The organism is Sorangium sp. So ce296, from assembly GCF_051529605.1.
Classification (GTDB): domain Bacteria; phylum Myxococcota_A; class Polyangia; order Polyangiales; family Polyangiaceae; genus Sorangium; species Sorangium cellulosum_D.
Genome location: NZ_CP150325.1, coordinates 9,224,201 through 9,243,582 on the forward strand (window position 1 = coordinate 9,224,201; position 19,382 = coordinate 9,243,582).

A 19,382-nucleotide genomic window follows, 5' to 3' on the forward strand; every position below is an offset into this window, starting at 1 on the left:
GCACGCCGCGGAGACCGGAGCGGCCGCGGGCGCCTGCATGGCGCCCGCCTCGGCCTGTGATGGCCCGGGCGCGTCGTTCGATGGTGCTACGCGATGGGGGGCGGGTCGGTTTCGCGATGTTCGCGCGTGCCTGGTCGATCGTGCTCGGGAGGAATTTTTCGGCGCGGCAGGTGGCCGCCGGCGCGCTCGCCTCGCAGCCCTTGGGGGACCAGGCGACGCGTTGGGTGGTGGCCGTCGCGAGGGCACCGGGTCGAGCACCACGTCGACCGGCTCCTGCCCGCCTTCGGAACGGAGCTCGCGGCCGTCGACGCGGCGGCTGGCCCTGGGGCGACGACCGCGGCGACGAGGACGAGCATCGCGCTCGGACCGAGCCCCGCGAGCTCCGAGCTCACCCGGAATCGGCGGCCGAGGAGCGAGCTCTCGCGCGCACCGTCACATGCATGCTTGCGCGGATTGACGCGCTCGCCCTGCCATTGAATCGTTGACACGCGATTCAGGGAGCTGCTATAGGCCTCGTATGGGACGAGCGTTTCTTGGGCGTGCGCTTCGTGTCTTAGCCTCGCGGCTGCCGTTGTTATCGCTTGCGACATCGACCATCGTCGTGGCCGCGCCGGGGTGCGGGTGGCCGTCTTCCAAGCCGAAGGCTGCGATGTCGCTGGGCTGTAGCGAGGATCAGCTCACGATTCAGCCGAACACGACGTACTCGGAGATCGTCTCCGGCTGCGGGAAGAGCGATGTGATGACGCTCGAAGGCGGCAGCTGGGCTTCTCTGAGGGACCGGGTGGCATTCGAGCTGTCCTGCCCTGCCAACCAAATCGACGTGAAGATCATCAGCTCGTCGTTGTATGGGGTGACGGGTTGCAACAAGAAGCTGGTGTATAAGTACGTTCCCAATGCCGGGATTGTGATTCAGTCGGTGCAGGACACAGGCGAGACAGGGCCTGCGGACCCGGCAGCGATGACCAAGTAAGCTCCGACGTCGCTCCCCACCTCGCCCGGACAGCATCTGGGTCTTGCAGCGCAGAGCCGATACTGCCCCAAGGGCCGTATCGCGAGACCCTGCCCGTGTGCAACTGCAACATGCCTGCACGGTGCCCATGACGTCGTGCCGCGCATATGCGTTGACCCATAAGGCCGAAGCCCACGATGCCGCCCGACGAACCGCTGGTACCCGACCGCGCTTCGCGCGGCGGCACACCGGCAACCAGCGCTCTGCTCCAGATTGGCGCGCATGACCAAGGAACTCGACCTCGTCCTCTTCGGTGCCACCGGCTTCACCGGTCGGCTGGTCGCGGAGTACCTCGTGGCGCGGCGCCCAGGCGTGCGCTGGGCCTTGGCGGGGAGGAGACGGCACCGGCTCGAGCACGTCCGGAGCGGGCTCGCCGCCCTCGATCCCGCCGCGGAGGCTCTCCCCATCCTCGTCGGCGACAGCCTCGATCGCGGCGCCATGGACGACATCGCCCGCCGGGCGCGGGTCGTGTGCAGCACGGCCGGGCCCTACGCGAAGTACGGCGATCAGCTGGTCGCCGCTTGCGTCGAGGCGGGCACGTCATACTGCGATATCACCGGCGAGACGCACTGGATCCGCCGGATGATCGAGGCCCACCACGCCCGCGCGGAGGCCACGGGGGCGCGCATCGTGCATTGCTGTGGGTTCGACTCGATTCCGTCGGATCTCGGCGTGCTCATGCTCCACGAGCACCTCGCCGCGCAGGGCGATCGGCTCGCCGAGGCGCACGGCCGCGTGATCCTGAAGACCCCGGGCGGCCTGAGCGGCGGCTCGGTCGCGACCCTGATGTCCATCTTCGAGAACATCGGCGATCCGGCCGTGTGGCGCGCGCTCATCGATCCGTACGCGCTCGATCCGGAGGGCAGCCCGCGCGGCCCGGATTGCCGCGACTTCAAGGCTCCCGGACGCGACGCAGGCAGCGGGGGCTGGACGGCTCCGTTCATCATGGCGGCCATCAACACGCGCGTCGTGCGGCGCTCGAACGCGCTCCTGGGACACGCCTACGGTCGCGACTTCCGGTACGACGAGGCCATCAGCACCGGCGAGGGCGTCGCAGGGCTCGCGAGGGCGGCGGGGATCAGCGCGGCGCTCGGGGGCGCGAGCGCGCTGGCCGTCTTCCCGCCGGGGCGAGCGCTGCTCGGGCGACTCCTCCCGGCGCCGGGCGAGGGGCCGAGTCGAGAGCAGCGCGAACGTGGGCGGTTTCGCCTCGAGATCCATGCGAGGAGCGCGGCCGGAAAGAAGCTCACCGGCGTGGTCGCCGGGAGCCACGACCCCGGGTACGGCGGAACGGCGATCATGCTCGGGGAGGCGGCGCTGTCGCTGGCCCAGGACGACCTGCCGGCGCACGGGGGCGTCCTCACGCCCGCGGTCGCCATGGGGACGAAGCTCATTGAGCGCCTGCGCGCGGCGGGCGAGACGTACCGAGCGGAATGAGCCCGCGCGTGCGAGCCCGAGCGGCGGCTACACGCTTGCCCCCTTTCGCTTGACCGCCATGATGGCAACATGTACCTGTCATTCTCGCCTCTTGCCCTGAGAGTCATCCATGGCAGACAAAAAGGACGAAGTCGCCTCTCAACAACAACAACCAAGAAAGCTGCACGAGCGGATACTGGAGGGGCTCCCCCGTCCGCAGACAAGCTCGCGCAGCCACAAGACCGTCGGCAAGCTCGTCCTCGCCGCGACGAGCGAGCCGCTCGCGGGGGTAGAGCTGGAGCTGTGGGATCGCGACGCCCTGAGGGGCGATTTCCTCGGCCGCGGCATCACCGATGCGCACGGCGCTTTCCAGATCTATTATAACCCGGTCGACGCCGGGCCGTTCGATCGCCCCGACCTCGACCTCCGCGTCATCGAGCGCTCCGAGCAGACGCGCCTCGTCGTGCAGACCTTCCACGGCGCCGACGACGTGCAAGAGCTGGTCTACGACTTCGGGACATGCCGCCTCGCGCGCGCGCCGCGGCCTGCTCCGCTCGATCGGGTCGCGCCCCCGCGGGATCGCTTCAGGTCGTCTCCCCTGGGCATGCCGAGCGCGCATCCGCTCTGCCTGCCGCCCCCTTTTTCGCTGGCGCTGCGCGCGCGTCTCTTCCTCGTCGACGTCGATCCGGGCTGGCTCGGCGCGGATATCCCTCCCTGCCTGGGAGTCCTCCCCGGCCTCGAGGGCAAGGCGCTATGGGGCGTGATGGATTACTCGTCGGCGTTCTCCTCCTCGGATCCCACGGGCGCGGTTTACCCCTACCGGGAGCTCGTCATCGGCTGCTTCGTGCGTGAGCACGCGCGGATGAGCGAGGTAGGGCTCTTTATCAACACCATCTATATCTCGAGCGACGTGATGATGGTCACCGGGCGCGAGATGTATGGGTTTCCGAAGAAGCTAGCGGAGATCGCCATCGGCAGCGACGGCACGGAGGTGCGTCGGCCCGGCCTCGCTCCAGGAGAGACGGCCGGGAACGTCCACCCGATCGAGCTCGTGCGTGGGACGTGGCATGCGGCTGCGAAACACGAGTCCTTCGTCGACCACGTGGCTCGCGCGGTGGCGGACAAGGCTGCCGCGCTGGGCGCGCGGGGAGCGGCGCTGGGGATGAGCAACGTCTTCGAGCTGCCCTTTTATACGCACCAGGTCATCCCGACCCCCGCGGGCGACCGTTCGTGCGTATCGCGGGTGTGGCGCACGCCTCTCCACGACGTGCGTGTCTCCCGGGCGGTGCTCCTCTCCGCGGCGCGGTTCGAGATCGGGCCCTCGACGGTCGACCCCATCTACCTTCTCGCGCCGGGTAACATGCCGGTCGTGGAGGCGGCCGCGGGCGTGGAGATGGACGTGAGCTTCGTACTGAACGAGGGAGAGATCGTCGCGCAGTACAGCCCCACCTCGGCGCCGACCGCGTCGCCTGCCGAAGTCCGGCCGTGACGGGGACATCGTCGCGGGTCGTCGTGGTAGGCGCGGGGCTGGCCGGGCTCACGGCGGCGATCCGGCTGGCGGAGGCGGGCGCCCCCGTCGTGCTGGTCGAGGCCGGCGATGTCGCCGGCGGGCGCCTGGCCACGCTGGACACCGTGGATGTCCGATGGCGCGGCACGGCGATGCAGTTCCCCGTCGAGCACGGGCTCCACGGCGTGTGGCGGCAGTATCGCAACCTGCGCCGCCTCCTCGCCGATCACGGCCTCGATCGGCGGCTGGTCGACGCTGGAACGCAGGAGCTCATCGTCGACTCGCCCAACGGCGTCGCGGCCGTCGACATCGGCGCGTCCGTGCGCGGCTCGCGCGTGCCGGCACCGCTTGCGCAGTTCCGCCCCTGGTTCTCCCCGCCATTCGCTTACGACACGCTCACGGCGGGTCCGGTCGCGTTCGCGCGCATGCTGGGGTGCCTTTCTCACGCTCTCGCGTTCGACCTCGCCTCGCCCGACGACGTCGCCGCGTACGATCACGCGAGCGTGGCGACGATGATCGCGGACTGGCCACTTTCGTTCCGGCAGCTCTTCGAGTCCTTCTCGCACTCGATTTACTTCGAGGAGACGCACGCGATCAGCCTCGCCGCGCTCTTCACCGGGATTCACCTTTATCTGGTGAACGACCGGCGCGATTCGCAATTCGATGTCTTCGCCGCCGACTCAGAGCAGTGCGTGATCTCGCCGCTCCTCGCTGCGATCCGCGGGCGAGGCGGCGAGGTGCTGCTCGGCGCGCGCGCGACGGGGTTGCGGATCGAGGGGCGGCGCGCGACCGGAGTGACCATCGACACGCGGCGAGGGGCCGAGACGCTCCCGGCCAGCGCGGTGGTGGTCGCGCTCGATCCCGCCGGGCAGGAGCGGCTCCTTGCGGGGACGCCGCTCGCTGCAGCCCCGGGGACCCCTCGGCCGGCCGGGCTCCCGAGCGTCGTGGTGCGGCTGTGGCTCGCGGGCGCTCCGCGGCCGGAGCGCGCGCCCTCCGGGCTGCTGGTCGATTCTGTGGCGAGGAACTTCTTCTGGCTGCATCGGCTCCAGGAGCCATTCCGCACCTGGCACGCTCGCACGGGAGGAGGCGTCCTCGAAGCGCACCTTTACGGAGACCTGGCTGTGGGCGCGCAGACGGTGGAGGACGCGGCCCTGGCGCAGCGAATCAAGGCGATGGTACGGCGGATCTGGCCCGAGATCCCGGGCGAGATCGTGCATGCCCATGTGCAGCGCAATCCGCCGACCCAGGTCGCGCTGCGCGTCGGCGAGATGGCGCGGCTCCCCGCGGTGATCACCGCGCTGCCGAACGTCGCGCGCTGCGGTGACGGCGTTGCGTGCGGATCGCCGGCGATGTTCCTCGAGCGCGCGTGCCTGACAGGTGTCCTCGCGGCCCGGGCGATCGTGCCGTCGCTCGGCCTCTCCCCGGAACGGGTCCCCGCTCCGCTCGATCCGCACCCGCCTGAGCGCACCGTGGCTGCTGTCCGCGCGGCTTGCCGTGTCATGCGCGGGCTCTTGCCGCTGAATCTCCGCTCGTATCAGCTCCCCTCCAGGCGCGCGGGTCGCGCGTGATGCGCCCCCCAGCGGAAGAGCGCGCAGCCTCTGGAGCTGAGGCGCCTCCGGGGGCGCGCGAAGCGACGGTGCGTGCATCGCTGCTCGATGCAGCCGGGCAGGGTGGCTCGCGCGGCTCCACGGTCGGGGGGACGGCAGCGTCGTGCTAAGATCCCTTCGTGCCGAAGGAGAAGGTCAGGCCGGGCGAGGTTCTCATCGCGCGCAACAAGCGCGCAGGCTTCGATTATGATCTCGGTGACCGGTTCGAGGCGGGGATCGTCCTCAAGGGGAGCGAGGTGAAGATGCTCCGCGACGGCAAGGCCGACTTGACCGACTCGTTCTGCACGGTCCTGCGGGGAGAGGCGTTCTTGCACGGCGTGAGCATCGCCGCGATGGCCGGCGCCGCCTTCGGCCACTTGCCGAAGGGCGCGCGCAAGCTCCTGCTCCACCGGCGCGAGATCGAGCGCATCGACCACTCGATCGCCCGTGAGGGGATGACCGCCATCGCTACCCGGCTCTACTTCAAGAGCGGCTTCGCCAAGGTCGAGATCGCGCTGGCGAGGGGGAAGAAGATCTACGACAAGCGCGAGGCCATCAAGACGCAAGACGCCGAGCGCGAGGCGCGCGCCGTGGTGGTGCACGGACAGCGACGGTACGGACGCGCGTGACGCTCCTTTGGCCCTGGCGCTCGTGCATAGTCTTTCCCGCCGCGGAACGCGTTTGCTTGTCCTATCCGCTCGCTGAAAGCGAAGCGATCGACGCGGCCGTTCGGGGTGGCGCGCGGATCGAAGAGACCCTCGAAGGCGCCCGGCGGCGCGCGCGGTGCTCCTGTTCGCCAGGCTTACGAGCGCTCTCACCGAACGGCGGGCGCCTCCGCTTGGGCACAGGCCGCGCGTCTTGCACGAGCTGGTCTATTTTGTCGTCACACAGGACGCGTCGTCCGTCGGAGTAGTCAACTCTATCTCTTGAGACGGATAGTACATCACGAAATTATAACACATCTCATCCACCGTCCGCTCCCCGAATTCCACGGCCCTGTTGCCCGGGTTGTCCCACGCGCAACGCGTCCTCACGGTGTCGCCGCCTCGAAGGATGGTATCGTTGTCGTACCAGATCTGGTTGTCGAAGTTCCACGGATCGGCGAGCCCCAGGTTGCTCGGCTCGCTGCCGTCCGTGGGCACCGTGTTGCTCGACAGGTGCTTGCCGAGATTGTGCATGTGCGGCATAACACTGATCACCGAAATCGCCCCCATATCCCGCGGGAACTGGTAATCGCAGCTCACGTCGAGCGAGCCGTGAGGCGGGATGTTGATGTCTTCTGTGCCGAACGAGAAGATGCCGGCGTCGTTGGGGCGGAGCTCCGTCGTCGTGCAGACGTTGAAGCCGGTGCTGTCTTGCTGCCCGTCGAGGCCCTTGATGTTGCTGTAGTGCACCTGGACTACGAAGTGTGCCGTGCCTTCCAGCGGGAAGCCCGCCTCTAGCGGCAGCTCCGTGGCCTCGCCGCCGGGCGCCCAGACGGACAAAAGAGCCCCCTGGATGTCGCCCCCCTCACAGGGCGTGGGCGTCGAGGGAGACGCCTCATCCGCCTTGAAGAGCAGGATATGGTGTACAATGGTGCTGTTGTCGATCTGGGGTGCGATCCCGACGAGGTGTCGTTTCTGGCCGATCTCTACATCGACCCCATAACACATATACTGGTCCTGGACGTCCTTCGGCATGACGTACGGCGCGGACGGCGCTAGCAGGACATCCGGTGTGCAGCTCAGGGTCGGAGGGTCGATGGTTCCGCCGCCGCCCGGGTCGACGCACGTGTCTTTACCGGCCGGCATGCCGGCGGCGATCCATTGATCGAAGATCGCGAGCTCCGCGGCGGTCAGGCGCTCGGTTGGGGGCGGAGGCATGGGGCGCGCGGTGTCGCGGGCGCGTGCGGCGACGAGCTCGTAGACCTTCTTGTTGGGATCGCTCACCGCGGGCGCGACCAGATCGCTCCGATCGACCAGCGGGAACGGCGCGCCGAACTTCGGGGACGCCCCGTGACAGGTCTGGCACTTCGTGGAGAGGATCTTGTCGACGTCGCACGGCAGCGCTTCCGCGTTGCCGTTCTCCGGACCGGAGCCGGATGAGCCGCTGCTGCCCTTCTCGGCGTCGCTGCACGCGACGACCACGAGAGCGGATAGGAAGGACAGCGCCGAGAACAAATAACGACTACGATTCATGCGAGCTCCTCGGGAAAAAGTGCGACCTGAATGGGCGTTCGAGGGTATCGAGCGCTGAACTGCAGCTTTTTGAAAGGGCGGTCGAAGACCGAGATTCCGAAAGACGCCGTCGAATTGGGTGGAAGAAGAACGCGCGCCGCGAGCTCCCGAGAACAGCGGGAGACTTGGCGCGTGAGAGCACCGGCGACCCAGGTCTACGGACGGGCCGGCGACCTGGCGTCGGTGCTCCTTCGGTGAGTGCCCGCCCGCTCTGAGATCGTTCAACGGTGCGCTCACGCGGAGGGTATCGAGGCGCTCGCGCGCCAGGAGGCGCCCGTCCAACCGGGTGATGAGGACGCCGCCCCCCGGATCGCGTGTTCTCTACCGCGAGCGCGCCGCCACGTATCGCGCAGCCGGAATCGAGCTGCTCTCCACGTGGCGAGCTCCCGCTGGCGGTCACGAGAAGGCCGCGCTGCCGCCGGAGATCAGCTGCTCGGCACTACGAGCCATGAGCGACGCGCGAGCGGAAATGAAGTCGGCGTAAAGTCTGTCGCCGTCGCGGAATCCCCAAAGGGATCAAAGCGCGATCAAGGAAATCGTCCTTCGTCGTCGAAGGGATCGGGCCCCCTTGTGCTTCCCCTCCTCGCGCACCCGGCCCTCCCGGCGAGCGCCCATGCCGCCCTGGCCGCTCCGCTGCGCTCGCGCGCGATGCCGACGGAAACACCATCGAGGTCGTCCACCACGGCCGACAAGATCACGTTCCGACCTGGGCGAGGTCGCCGCCATCATGCGCCCACTCACCACCCTTGCGCACATGATGGTGGATCCGGCGACTCCCGAGCGAGGCGCTTCCACCATTCCTGATTCCAGTTTCGCCTTCCCGGTGGTATCGTAGCCGACATGCCCCGGTCTCGGTGGCCAGGAGCGTTGTCGCATCAGCGCGTCAACGAGCTTGGACACGGCGACGGCACGGAGGGTACCGCTCGTGTGGCAAGCATCGGCTTCCGCTGGACAATCTGACGCCAATCCCCCGATCAGCGCGCGTGCCGCTCTGGCGCGCGCCGGCCGCTCCGGCGACGCCGGCCCCGCCTCTTCCGCAGCCGGGCGGGGCGACGTCGCGCAGGACCCCCGGCGCAACCAGGTCGTCGCCGGGCGGTACAAGCTCCTGCGGCTGATCGGACGCGGCGCCATGGGCGAGGTGTGGCTCGCGCACGACAGGGCCCTGCGCATCGACGTCGCGCTCAAGCTCCTCACCGTCCAGCGCGAGAGCCAGGCTGGCACCGCGCTGGAGCGCTTCCGGTTCGAGGCCCAGGTCGCGGCGCAGCTGGCGCAGAAGACCGACCACGTCGTCGCCGTGCGCGACGTCGGGAGCGATCCCGAGGCGGGTCCGTACCTCGTCATGGGCTACGTTCGAGGCCAGTCGCTGAGGCAGCTCATGCAGGAGCGGGGCCCGATGTCCCCGGCGGAGCTCGCCCCGCTCCTCGGCCAGATCGGAGAGGCCCTCTCGGTCGCGCACGGCCTCGGCATCGTGCACCGCGACGTCAAGCCGACGAACGTGCTGCTCGAGGAGGAGCGGAGCGGCGAGGTGCGCGCCAAGGTCGCGGACTTCGGCATCGCGAAGTGGATCCGGAAGGACCTGCCAGCCGATTTCCCCCGTCGGACCGCCGACGGCGTGGTGCTGGGCACGCCGGCGTACCTGAGCCCGGAGCACGCATGCGACGGGGACACGAGCGCGCACTCGGACATGTGGGCGCTCGCGGTCGTCTCGTACGAGGCGCTCACGGGCGAGCTGCCCTTCCCGGGCCAGACCATGAGCGACGTGCTCGCCTCGATCCTGGCCAGCGCGCCGCCGCCGCGGTCGTCGCTGTGCCCGGCGGCGCCGCCGGCGCTCTCGGGCTGGTTCGCGCGCGCCTTCGCCCTGGATCCGACGGAGCGGTTCCCCTCGATCGAGGCCATGGTCGCCGCCTACGAGGCCGCGGTCGGCGCGTCGGCGGCGCCGGCGCGCGCCGAGCCCGCGCGCCGGGGCAAGCTGGGCCTCGCGGCCGGCCTCGTCGTGGCGCTCGGCGTCGTGCTGTCGACCGGCGCGCTGTGGGCGCAGGTCCAGGTCCCCGGCGCGCTGCGGGCGGCGAGCGTCGACGCGCGCGCCGGGGCCATCGTCCGCGCCGCGCAGGCGCGCATCGCCGCCCAGGCGAGCCCGCGCACGGCCGCGCGATCGGGGGACGCCGCGACCGCGGGGGGCGCCGCCTCGGCGACCGAGGAGGCCTCCGCGGCCACGGCCGCGCCGCGCCCCGCCGCCGCGCAGGCCGCGCGCCCGGCCGACCCCCGCCCGGCGCCGCGGAGCTCGCGCGCTCCCCGCGGCGACCGCGCGACGAGCGCGCGGAGCGCGCCCACCGAACGCGATCTGCTCAGGACGCGCCACTGAGCGGTGGGTCGTTGCCTGGGCGGGCCGAGGAGCAGGTGCGTGAGGGAGCGGTCGCGGGCGGCAATCTCGGGCGCAGATACTACGGCGAGAAGCGCATCGTCTCGGCAATGAACCCGTCGCTGCCCCGGTTCGCCTTGTCGCGCGTCTCGTCTTCCACATCCGCGATGCCGCCCCGGCCCGCTGGGCCGATCTCGAACGTGACGCGATCCAGGGTGAGCTGCTCGTCGTCGGCATAAGCGATGCCGATCGACGGCCCGCCGGCGCCCCCGCCGCCGTAGCCGCCCTTGCCGCCCCAGCCGCCGTAGCCTCCTCGGCAGGCGTACTCGCCTCCCATGGCCGGCGCCCGCCCTGGCGGTCCTCCTTGCACGCCCTGCCCGCCGTACTGGCCTTCGCCCCCTCGGCCGCCGGCACCGCCCCTGCCCGTGATGACTCGGGTCTCCCGCAGGGTCAGCTTGCTGCCCGGATGGGCGAAGATCGCGATGCTCGCGCCACCCGCGCCGCCGCCCGCGCCGCCCGCGCCGCCGCAGCCACCGCCGCCGCCCGAGCCGCCCGATGCTCCTCCCAACGCCGCGTTGCCGCAGGCGCTCCGGCCGCCGGGCGCGCCGCCGCCCCCGCCGCCCCCCTGGCCGGGCGCTCCCGTGCCGCCTTGGCTGCCAGCTACGCCTTCCCACCCGGCCTGGGTGAGGCGCCCACCCCGGCCGGCTGTGCCGGGGGCGCCCCGCGCGCCGTCTTCCCCATCGCGGCCGAGCTCGCACCGGCCGCCGTCCTTCGCGCCCGCGCCGCCCAGGCCCGCGTCCTGCGGATTCGTCGTCGACATCGGCTTTCCGTCCTCTCCATCGCCCCCGCGGTCAGGGGTCCCGTCGCCCCCTTTACCGCCCGTCGACACCAGGTCGCCGCACACGGTCGTCACGGCGGGCGCGCCGGTCACGGTGGCTGCCGAGCAAGCGTCGTTGCCGATCGCGCCGATCTCCCCGTGCGCTGCCGATCCCGGCAGGGCAAGGTCCGCCCCATTTGCGCCGTCTGCGCCTTTCTGGGCGCTGTCTGCCTGGATCACGCTCCGAAGCACCTCCGCGACCGCACCCGGATCGAGTCTCATCGCGACTGTGGAGAGGCCCGTCTCGGATGGGAACGAATCGATCACGTGCACGTCTACGATCGTGGATACGCCATCGGTGGCCACCTCGCCACCACCCTCCGCGCCTACGACGGTGAGCGGGGCGACCTCGGAAGATGCTGTCTGGATCGTTGCAACCAGTTGGGGGCTCGACGTTTCGGTGGTGTGCCTCCATCCAGCCCAGCAACTGAAGCCACCCCACAAGTCGACGCCGGTGGGTAATATGGCGGCATCGAGGAAAGGCTCGCTGCAAGCGAACACCCGCCCCCGTGCACGAGACGCGAGCGAGATCGCGCGGGCGAGCGTCTTCACCGGTTTGCGCATCGTGCCGGGATTGCCGTCGTCTCCCTGCGTCGTGCTCGCGAAGACCCCGCAGCCGTCTTGCACGCGCAGCGCGGCGAGGCCATCGAGACACACCTCCTCCGAGGGCTCGGCGTCGCAGATGCCCCCGTCCGCGCACGGTGGAGTCGACGGCTCCGTTCCGCAACCAAGGGCGGCCAGAGAGGACAGCAGAAGAACCCATGCAGCGGCTGCGATCTTCATGTTCCTCTCTTCCTAGTCATTCCCGCGCGAACCACATCATTGGGGTGGCAGCACCAGCTCGGGGAAATCCCAGAGGTAGGCAACCATGCCGCTCTTCCCTCTGGCTGGCTCCTCGTCCGGATCGGGTCCGAATCCACCAGATCCAGGGACTCCAAAGCTCCAGGTTGCGCTCTCCGTGAAGTGAATGCTGCTGTCTGCGCGTGCGATGGCGACGGAAATTCCCCCGAGCCCTCCGCCGCCATGGCCGCCGTCGCCACCGTGGCCGCCGGCCCCCCCTGCGCATGCGACATATGCTGGAGAGGCATAAGGGATGAACCCAGCGGGACCCCCCAAGTTACCGCGGCCACCCTCTCGCCCCCGCCCTCCGTTGCCGCCGCGACCCCCATCGCCGGTGATGATGTCGGTCTTGTCCACCATGACGTGAGCATGCAGGGCGATGATCCCGAAGCTACCGCCTCCGTAGCCGCCACCTCGGCCGCCATGCCCCCCGCAGCCGCCGCCCCCGCCCGAGCCGCCGGAGGGCCCGCCTTGCGGATCTGCGGGGCGGCACTCCCCGTTCGAGCCTACGCCGCCCCCGCCGCCGCCTCCCTGGCCGATTCCCCCGGTTCTGCCGTCCTGTCCTGAAAGACCTTCCCAGCCGCGCGCGCTGATGCTTCCGAAATTGAGCCGCTCCTCCGGCCCCTGCCCACCTCCGACCCCGTTCGTGCCGGGCTCCCCATCGTCGCCCTTCTCGCCGGGGGTGCACCCCATCGCCCCGCCTTTTCCCCGTTCGCCGTTGTCGATCGAGCCAGGCCCCGGCGCCGGCGCGCCTGGCTCACCATCGCCGCCCGCAGCGACCTCGCCCTCGCCACCCGCGCCACCGATGGACGTCGTGCCGTCCTCGCACACGGTCACCGCCGGCGGCGCGCCCTCGGTCCAGTCCGCCAAGCACCCCGGCGTGCCTGGATGGCCAGGCGCCCCGTCCGGCGCCCGCCACGGCTGGTCCCGGGGGGCGCCATCATCCCCATCCGCCCCATCGGCCCCGTTCCCCGCCAGGATCTCGCTCGACACCACCTCCGCCGCCGCGCCCTCGCCCACGATCATCCCGACGGACGACCCGCTCGGCCGGACCGCATCCGCCGCCACGAGCCGCACCCCGAACACCGGCGACGTCCTGCTCTCCTGGCGCGCCTCCACCGTGAGCGGCACCCGCCCCGGCTCGGGCGCGATCCCGGTGAAGCTCTCCCCGCCGCCCCAGGTCCACGCCTCCGCGCCGCAGTCCCGCCCGCCCCAGATCGCGACCCCCGACGGCAGCACGACCGCCTCCTCGAAGTCCTCCGCGCACGCGTACACCCGCCGCGTCCCCCCGGGCTCCGCCGCCTTCTCCACCGCGCGCCGCAGCGTCCTCACGGGCGCCTCCCTCGTCCCGTCGCTCGCGTCGTCCCCGTGCCGCGCGACGAACACCCCGCACCCGTCCTTGGCCGGGCTCGTCGCGGGATCGCCGTCGCACGGCGACGCCGGCAGCGACGGCGGCGCCTCGCCGGGGAGCGGATGGCACGTGAAGCTCCTCGCGCAGTCCTCGGCATAGGAACAGCCGGCGCCCGCCGAGGCGCTTCCGCAGCCGAGCACGATCAGCGCGACCGAACGCAGCCTCGTTCGACCTCGCCCCCCGCGCATCCCCATCGTCTCTCCTCGCCTCACCACGCGCCTTGAAGCACGAGCCCGGCCCGCGTTCCCGTCGCGCTCGGCGCCACCTGCACGCCTCCTCCGCGGACCGGCGTCTCGTCGAAGAGCCACCCCTCCGCGAGGAACGACGCCGCCGTCGCGATCCCGAACACCGCCCCCGTCGCTAGCGCCACGTTGCCGAGCGTCGCGAACAGGTCCCGCTCGGCCAGATCCCTGCGGATCTCCGCGCAGGCCGAGGGCGCGTCCGGCCACCAGCACGTCGACGACGTCCAGCCTTGCCGGCGCAACACGACGTCGCGCTCGGCGAGGTTGTCGTCGACCACATCGGCCCGCAGCAGGAACACCGTGCCGGCAGCCACCGCGGCCGTCGCCAGCGCCGCGCCCCCGATCCGCAGCTCCGTCAACGGCACTGCAGGCCGCGCCGCCGGAGGCGGCGATGGAGCCAACATCCGCGCCGCTCTGGCGCTGGCCGCCTCCGGCGCCCGTGCACCGCGCTCCGGCGCGCGAGGCAGCTTCAGCGCCAGCGAGATGTCCTTGCCTGCCTGCCCCTCGAACGCGCTCACCGCCTCGGCGTGTCCATCGAGCCGGGCCCGCACGGTGTGGTGCCCCGGCTCCAGGAACAGCTCGTAGGTCGGCGCCGGGCGCCCCAGCGCTTTGCCGTCGACGAACACCTCGGCGTCGGGCGGATTGACACCCAGGTAGACGGTCACCACGCGGCGCTCCGCCTGGAGCAGGCCGGCTTCCGCCCGTTCCCGGAGCGCGCGGCGGAGCCCGTCGCGGTGCCTCAGGCTCTGCGCCAGGTGGTCCGCCGCGTCGCGGTACTTGCCCAGCGCGAGCTCGCACAGGCCGAGCTCCGCGGCGATCTCGGCGCGTTCCGCGTCGGTCGTCCACGCCGCCTCAGCCGCCGCGAGCGCCGCCTCGTACGCCGCCTCGGCCTCGACCCACCGTCCGGCGTCGCGCGCCTGCCGGGCGAGGCGCAGCGGGTTCGCCGTCGTCGATGCCTCGTGCGTGCCCGAGATCGCCTGGGGCTCACGCGCACGCGCCACGCCCTCCTGCGCCGCGACGACGCCAAAGAAAACGCACGTCACGAAGGCGCAGCGCGCGGGCCACACCGCTCGGTGGATACTCCTTCGCGTGTGCCCATGTCAACGAGCTGGGCTCCGGAAGCGCTGGGTCTTCTCGTTGTTGCTCGTCGTCGATGGCGTTCGAGACGGCCAGAGTCGTCACCGGATCAACGAGTGAAAGAGAACCGGAGCACCGATGACGTAATGCCGTGATTTCACCGCGGGACCCGAGGTCGGAGGCCGGAGTGGGGCAGGGGACCACGGCGGAGCTGGGCAACGGCTCAGCTCCGCCGGCAGCCTGGATCTGCAAGGAGGACATCTCGCCGGGCCTGTGTCCCGCCTCGTCGCCATCGTGTTTCGTGGCGCCGCCTGTCCCACGCCCTTTCGCGGGCTCGGTCGATTTTTGGACCGTCGGGCCGGGCTCGGATCGTCTGGTGGGTCGTGGACCGAGCAACGCCGACCTGCCTTCTACCCGCACGCGTGAGATCGCTCGCCAGCTACGTCGGGGTGCCCGCGCGGGATCTCGACGACGTCATGCAGGACGCGATGGTGCGGCTATGGGAGAAGCGAGAGCAGGCGCGCTCGGCCGCGAATCCGGGCGCCTTTCGCGACAGCGTCGTCCTGAACGCGGCCCGCGATCACCGGCGTGCGGCGCGCCGGCGCGAGGAGGTGCTCGCGGGCCTCGACGAGGCGGCGCTCTGCGATGAGCGAAAGAGCCCGGAGGAGCACGCCATCGCGCGCCAGGAGGCGGCGCTGGTGCGGCAGCTGATCGACCAGATCGGCGAGCGGCGCCGCGCGGTCTTCATCGCGTGCGAGCTCCTGGAGCGGCCGATCGCCGACGTCGCTCGAGAGCTGGAGATCCCGCTGGAGACCGCGCGAAGCCGCCTGCGCCGGGCCTGGGTGGAGTTCGAGGACGCCGCCGCCCGCTGGGAGGCGAGGCAGCGGGGCCGCGGCGCCCGGCGGCTGCGTGCCGTGCTGTTCGCGCCCTGGCTCCTGGAGCGGCGCTCCTTTCGGCGAGGTGGTTCCGCGCGCTGGGTGGCGCCGGGCTTCGCCATCGCGTGCGCGGCGGCGCTCGGCACGCTGGTCGCGGGCCCGAGGGAGCCTGTCGAGCCGCTCCGCACGTCCCTGGCCGCCGCGGTCTCCCGGAGCACGCTCGTGCCGGCGACCGCGCAGGACGGGCGGGATCCCGCCGAGCCGGCGCGCGTGGGCCAGGCGCTGGACGGCGCGGAGACGGCGCCTCCGGCGCTGGCTGCGGCGGTGGCGGCCAGTGCCGCCCTCGCCAGGCCGGCAGGCCACGCGGTGCCGACAGGCCGGCCCGCGGCGCGGCGCCCGGCGATCGGCGCACGCGAGCGAGATCTGGTCGCCCGCGCACGGACGGCCGTGGAGGCCGGTGATGTCGCGTCGCTCGTCGAGGCGCGACGCATGCTGGAGGAGCACGGGCGGAGGTTCCCGCGGGGCCGCATGGCGCGCGAGCGCGAAGCGCTGCTGGAGCAGATCCGATGAGGAGCGCGCAGCGGGCCATCGCCGAGCGCGAGGCGGCGCTCGTGCCGAAGGCGGCGCTCGACGTACCGTGGTGCGTGGTCGCCGCGCTGGGGGATTGAGCGCCCCCTGAGCGGGCGTCGCTCGGCGCGCGGCGCCTGCTCAGGCCTGCTCAGGAGCGGTCGTGTCTGCGCGCGGACGAGGGGTCGCGCGGAGCATTCACGTTTGACTCGGAGGCGAGCCATGGATCTCCAGGTGCTGCCCGCGCGGGGTGCAGCCGTTCATCGTGTCGGACCAGGCATGTTGGGTGAGGCGTCGGCCGCTGTGGCGCGACACGCCCGGACGGCTCGCCCGAGAGTGCGCGGCGTCGCGGCGCGGGCGGCGGGACGGTCGGGATCTCCGCAGAACGAGGTGAAGCGCGTTGCTGCCCGCGACCGGGCGGACGCGTTTCACGATCTCTTTCGTGCCGAGACGGCTCGGCGCGTTCATCGGTGGCTCGGGAAGCTCCGCGTGCCCGAGCGCGATCGTGGCGATCTGAGCCAGGATGTCCTTCTGGCGGCTGTCCTGAGCTTTGGCAGCTACGACCCTTCGCGTGGCGAGATCGCGCGGTGGCTGAACGGCATTGCGGTGAACGTCGCTTCGCATTACCACGCGAAGGCTTCTCGGCGGAACGAGATCCTCACGGATCCCGCAGCGCTGTGCGAGGCTTTCGGCAGCGCGACGGCGATCGAGCGTCTGCTCGCGGCGGAGCGGCGGGGCCTGCTGAGATCACTCGTCCTGGAGTTGCCGTTCGAGCTGCGCTCGGTGCTCGTCCAGCACGACCTCTACGAGATCTCCATGAGAGACATCGCCGAGACGCGGGGAATACCCGTCAGCACGGTGTACAAATGGCGCAGCAGGGCGCTCCACGGCGCGCGGGAAGCGCTCGCGAAGCGCATCGCCGCGGAGGAGGAGCGCTGCGCGAGGCCCGGTCGCGCAACCGGAACCGGTTGCCGGCAGGCAGCTGAGCAGCCCTCGCGTAACCGGAACCGGTTACGGGCAGGCAGCTGAGCAGCCCTCGGGTAACCGGAACCGGTTACGGGCAGGCAGCTGAGCAGCCCTCCGTAACCGGAACCGGTTGCCGGCAGGCAGCTCGGCAGCCCTCGCGGAACCGGAACCGGTTGCCGGCAGGCAGCTGGGCAACCCCCATAACCGCAAGCGGTTACGGGCAGGCAGCTGGGCAACCCCGCGGAACCGGACCCGGTTAGGGGAGGCAGCTCGGCAGCCATCCGGAACCGGACCCGGTTGCGGGCAGGCAGCTCGGCAGCCCTCGGGGAACCGGACCCGGTTGCCGGCAGGCAGCTCGGCAGCCCTCGCCCGAACGGGTCTGCCCGATCCATCACCCTCGGCCCCCAGGCCCCGCACGGCGCCGGCCCCGCAAGATGCCAGGGGCGCGCGCGGCGGCAGGGCGGCCCCTCCCGTCGGCCCGTGCAGGCACACCACCTATGCTGAAACATTACGACACAAGCCGTGGCGCAACATTACGACACTGAGGAGCACGCGTTCGGAATTGACAGCAAGATGAGGGTGACTATCCCTGACCGAAACGTCCGGCGCGCGCCGGGCGGTCACATCGCGTCCAGCACGGGGGTGGGGGAGCATGGCGTATTTATTCTTCCGCCTCTCCGCGGCGCACATCGACGAGAGGTAATTCCCTCATGGCCAGACCGTTCTCGAACAAGAAAAAGCCTGCTCCCAAGAAGCCCGCGGCCCCGACCCAGGCGGCGACGGCGTTCAACAAGACCCTCCCCGAGATCGAGGCGCTGAGCGCGGATCGGCTCATCGCCGTCAACCTCGACATTCCGCGCGTGGTCTCCCAGGTGCTGGGCGTGCTGCCTGGTCTCCTCGCGCTTCGCCCCGACGTCGCCGAGCAGCTGCAGAAGCACGATGTCGCGCTGCTCGACCGGCTCGAGACGTACGCGCTCGCCGCCTGGTACGCGCACCTCGTATGGCTGTCCAGCGGAGGCACCGAGAGCGCGCTGAAGCCGCTCCTCGAAGAGGCGGTCCCGCTCCGCGAGAACCTCTTGAGCGACGCCGAGGCGCTCGCCCGCCGCGGCCTGCTCGACGCGGAGACGGTCGCGGAGATCCGCGCGGGGCAAGGCCACATCGACACGGCCAACGACCTCGTCGCGCTCTCGGCGCTGTTCAGCGGGAGCTGGTCGGAGATCGCCGGCAAGACGGCGGCGACCGAGGCGGAGGTCAACGCGCCGGCGAGCTCGGGCCGCAGCTCCTGGCCGCGCTCGGCGTGAGGGAGCACGGCAAGGGGCCCGGGCCGACCGAGGCCGCTGACACGAGAGCGCGTGCGTTCGCGCTGCTCGTGCACGCCTACGATCAGACCCGCCGCGCGATCGCCTACCTCCGCTGGAACGAGGGGGACGCCGACACGATCGCGCCGTCGCTGTACAAGGGCCGCGGTGGTCGCGCGGCGTCGTCGAGCGACGACGCCGGGGCGCCGCAGGACGCCGCCCCGGCCGGCCCGACGGCGCCGGCATCGGCTGCGCCTCCGGTGGTGCCGCCGGCCACGGCGGCGCCGGCGACGCCGACGGCGTCCGGCGCGGCGCCGCCCGGCGCGGCGGTGTCCGGCGCAGCGTCCAACGGCGCGCCGCCGGTCGCCTGATCCCCCCGCCCGGAGGCCCGCCGCAGACGGTGTCCCTGCGCACCGCGCGGCGGGATCCGTTATCCTGGCCACGCGCTCTCCGACCGGATCGAGGCCGGCGAGATCGAGTGGCTGGATCCGAGCGCCGGCCCTCTCGCGGGTCAGCGTTTCCTGTTCGAGCAGCTCCGCCGCAGCAAGAGCCCGCACGTCGTCCATTTCCTCGGGCACGGCACCGTCGCCCCGGATGGCCGGCCGATGCTCCGGCTCGCCGACGACGACGGCGAGGAGGCCTGGATTTCCGCCGGAGCGCTGGCGCAGGAGCTCTCGGCGAGCTTCGGCGAGGACCTGCGGCTGGTGGTGCTGGAGGCGTGCGAGGGCGCCGCGCCCGGGGCCTTTGGCAGCGCGGCGGAGATCCTGGCGCGGGCGGGAGCGAATGCGGTCGTGGCGCACCTGCCACCACCGATTGCCTCGATCCCGACATGCGCCGCATCCACCTCGACGAGAACGACGACGACGCTCGCAGGGGCTAGGACGCCTGCGAGCGCTCCTATGGCCGGACACCCTTCTACCCCGACACCAGCACGCCGTGACCCGCGACGCATCGCTGCGGCAGGCGCTTGCCCTCGTAGCGCTGGCTGCCTGACGGGCGGGATGACGGGCATTGGGCCGAAGCGATCCGTCGGAGTGCACCCGTAGTACCGCGGAAGCGGGGCAGGACCACCCCGCTCCTGCCCGCTCGTAGCGAGCCCGTGTCCCGAAGCGCCGGATGCGGGGATTCCGCGCGTCCGG

Annotated in this window: 15 protein-coding genes; 11 read left to right on the forward strand and 4 right to left on the reverse strand. The window is 71.4% G+C overall.

The window, feature by feature from the left end; translation table 11 throughout:
• Positions 1-517: 517 nt before the first annotated feature.
• From WME98_RS34170 to smpB, 5 genes are all read left to right on the forward strand, one after another.
• Positions 518-970: a hypothetical protein gene (locus WME98_RS34170; protein WP_437945874.1), complete on the forward strand. Its 453-nt coding sequence runs from the start codon at positions 518-520 to the stop codon at positions 968-970.
• 261 nt (positions 971-1,231) lie between these two features.
• On the forward strand, positions 1,232-2,443 hold the full coding sequence (locus WME98_RS34175) for a saccharopine dehydrogenase family protein (protein WP_437945875.1): 1,212 nt from the start codon (positions 1,232-1,234) through the stop codon (positions 2,441-2,443).
• Positions 2,444-2,552: 109 nt separating this feature from the next.
• Positions 2,553-3,911 carry an acetoacetate decarboxylase family protein gene (locus WME98_RS34180; RefSeq protein ID WP_437945876.1) on the forward strand — a complete coding sequence of 453 codons (1,359 nt, stop codon included), beginning with the start codon at positions 2,553-2,555 and terminating at the stop codon, positions 3,909-3,911.
• Positions 3,908-5,497 (forward strand): FAD-dependent oxidoreductase, encoded by a 1,590-nt coding sequence (locus WME98_RS34185; RefSeq protein WP_437945877.1) that lies wholly within the window; start codon positions 3,908-3,910, stop codon positions 5,495-5,497. Before WME98_RS34180 ends, WME98_RS34185 begins: the two co-directional genes overlap by 4 nt.
• 158 nt (positions 5,498-5,655) lie before the next feature.
• Positions 5,656-6,144 (forward strand): SsrA-binding protein SmpB, encoded by a 489-nt coding sequence (gene smpB / locus WME98_RS34190; protein WP_061624061.1) that lies wholly within the window; start codon positions 5,656-5,658, stop codon positions 6,142-6,144.
• Between the two features lie 243 nt (positions 6,145-6,387).
• Here the strand turns inward: smpB and WME98_RS34195 are convergent, their stop codons facing one another.
• Positions 6,388-7,692 carry a peptidylglycine alpha-amidating monooxygenase gene (locus WME98_RS34195; protein WP_437945878.1) on the reverse strand — a complete coding sequence of 435 codons (1,305 nt, stop codon included), beginning with the start codon at positions 7,690-7,692 and terminating at the stop codon, positions 6,388-6,390.
• A 1,168-nt stretch (positions 7,693-8,860) separates the two neighbouring features.
• On the opposite strand from WME98_RS34195, the gene WME98_RS34200 reads away from it, so the two are divergent.
• Positions 8,861-10,093: a serine/threonine-protein kinase gene (locus WME98_RS34200; RefSeq protein WP_437945879.1), complete on the forward strand. Its 1,233-nt coding sequence runs from the start codon at positions 8,861-8,863 to the stop codon at positions 10,091-10,093.
• Positions 10,094-10,172: 79 nt separating this feature from the next.
• On the opposite strand, the gene WME98_RS34205 is transcribed toward WME98_RS34200, so the two are convergent.
• The 3 genes from WME98_RS34205 to WME98_RS34215 are packed head-to-tail and all read right to left on the reverse strand — an operon-like array spanning position 10,173 to position 14,461.
• Positions 10,173-11,750 carry a hypothetical protein gene (locus WME98_RS34205; protein WP_437945880.1) on the reverse strand — a complete coding sequence of 526 codons (1,578 nt, stop codon included), beginning with the start codon at positions 11,748-11,750 and terminating at the stop codon, positions 10,173-10,175.
• Positions 11,751-11,786: 36 nt separating this feature from the next.
• Positions 11,787-13,412: a hypothetical protein gene (locus WME98_RS34210; protein WP_437945881.1), complete on the reverse strand. Its 1,626-nt coding sequence runs from the start codon at positions 13,410-13,412 to the stop codon at positions 11,787-11,789.
• Between the two features lie 14 nt (positions 13,413-13,426).
• Positions 13,427-14,461, reverse strand: a complete 1,035-nt coding sequence (locus WME98_RS34215) for a PEGA domain-containing protein (protein ID WP_437945882.1) — start codon at positions 14,459-14,461, stop codon at positions 13,427-13,429.
• A 498-nt stretch (positions 14,462-14,959) separates the two neighbouring features.
• Here WME98_RS34215 and WME98_RS34220 point away from each other — a divergent pair, with 498 nt between their 5' ends.
• The 5 genes from WME98_RS34220 (at position 14,960) to WME98_RS34240 (ending at position 19,289) form a co-directional block, all read left to right on the forward strand.
• On the forward strand, positions 14,960-15,982 hold the full coding sequence (locus WME98_RS34220; RefSeq protein ID WP_437945883.1) for an RNA polymerase sigma factor: 1,023 nt from the start codon (positions 14,960-14,962) through the stop codon (positions 15,980-15,982).
• 219 nt (positions 15,983-16,201) lie between these two features.
• A complete protein-coding gene (locus tag WME98_RS34225; protein WP_437945884.1) occupies positions 16,202-17,008 on the forward strand; it encodes an RNA polymerase sigma factor in 807 nt (268 codons plus the stop codon).
• A 647-nt stretch (positions 17,009-17,655) separates the two neighbouring features.
• Positions 17,656-18,246 (forward strand): hypothetical protein, encoded by a 591-nt coding sequence (locus tag WME98_RS34230; protein WP_437945885.1) that lies wholly within the window; start codon positions 17,656-17,658, stop codon positions 18,244-18,246.
• Complete coding sequence (locus WME98_RS34235) at positions 18,243-18,614, forward strand: hypothetical protein (protein WP_437945886.1); 372 nt, start codon at positions 18,243-18,245, stop codon at positions 18,612-18,614. Before WME98_RS34230 ends, WME98_RS34235 begins: the two co-directional genes overlap by 4 nt.
• Before the next feature lie 150 nt (positions 18,615-18,764).
• Complete coding sequence (locus tag WME98_RS34240) at positions 18,765-19,289, forward strand: CHAT domain-containing protein (RefSeq protein WP_437954052.1); 525 nt, start codon at positions 18,765-18,767, stop codon at positions 19,287-19,289.
• Positions 19,290-19,382: the final 93 nt, after the last annotated feature.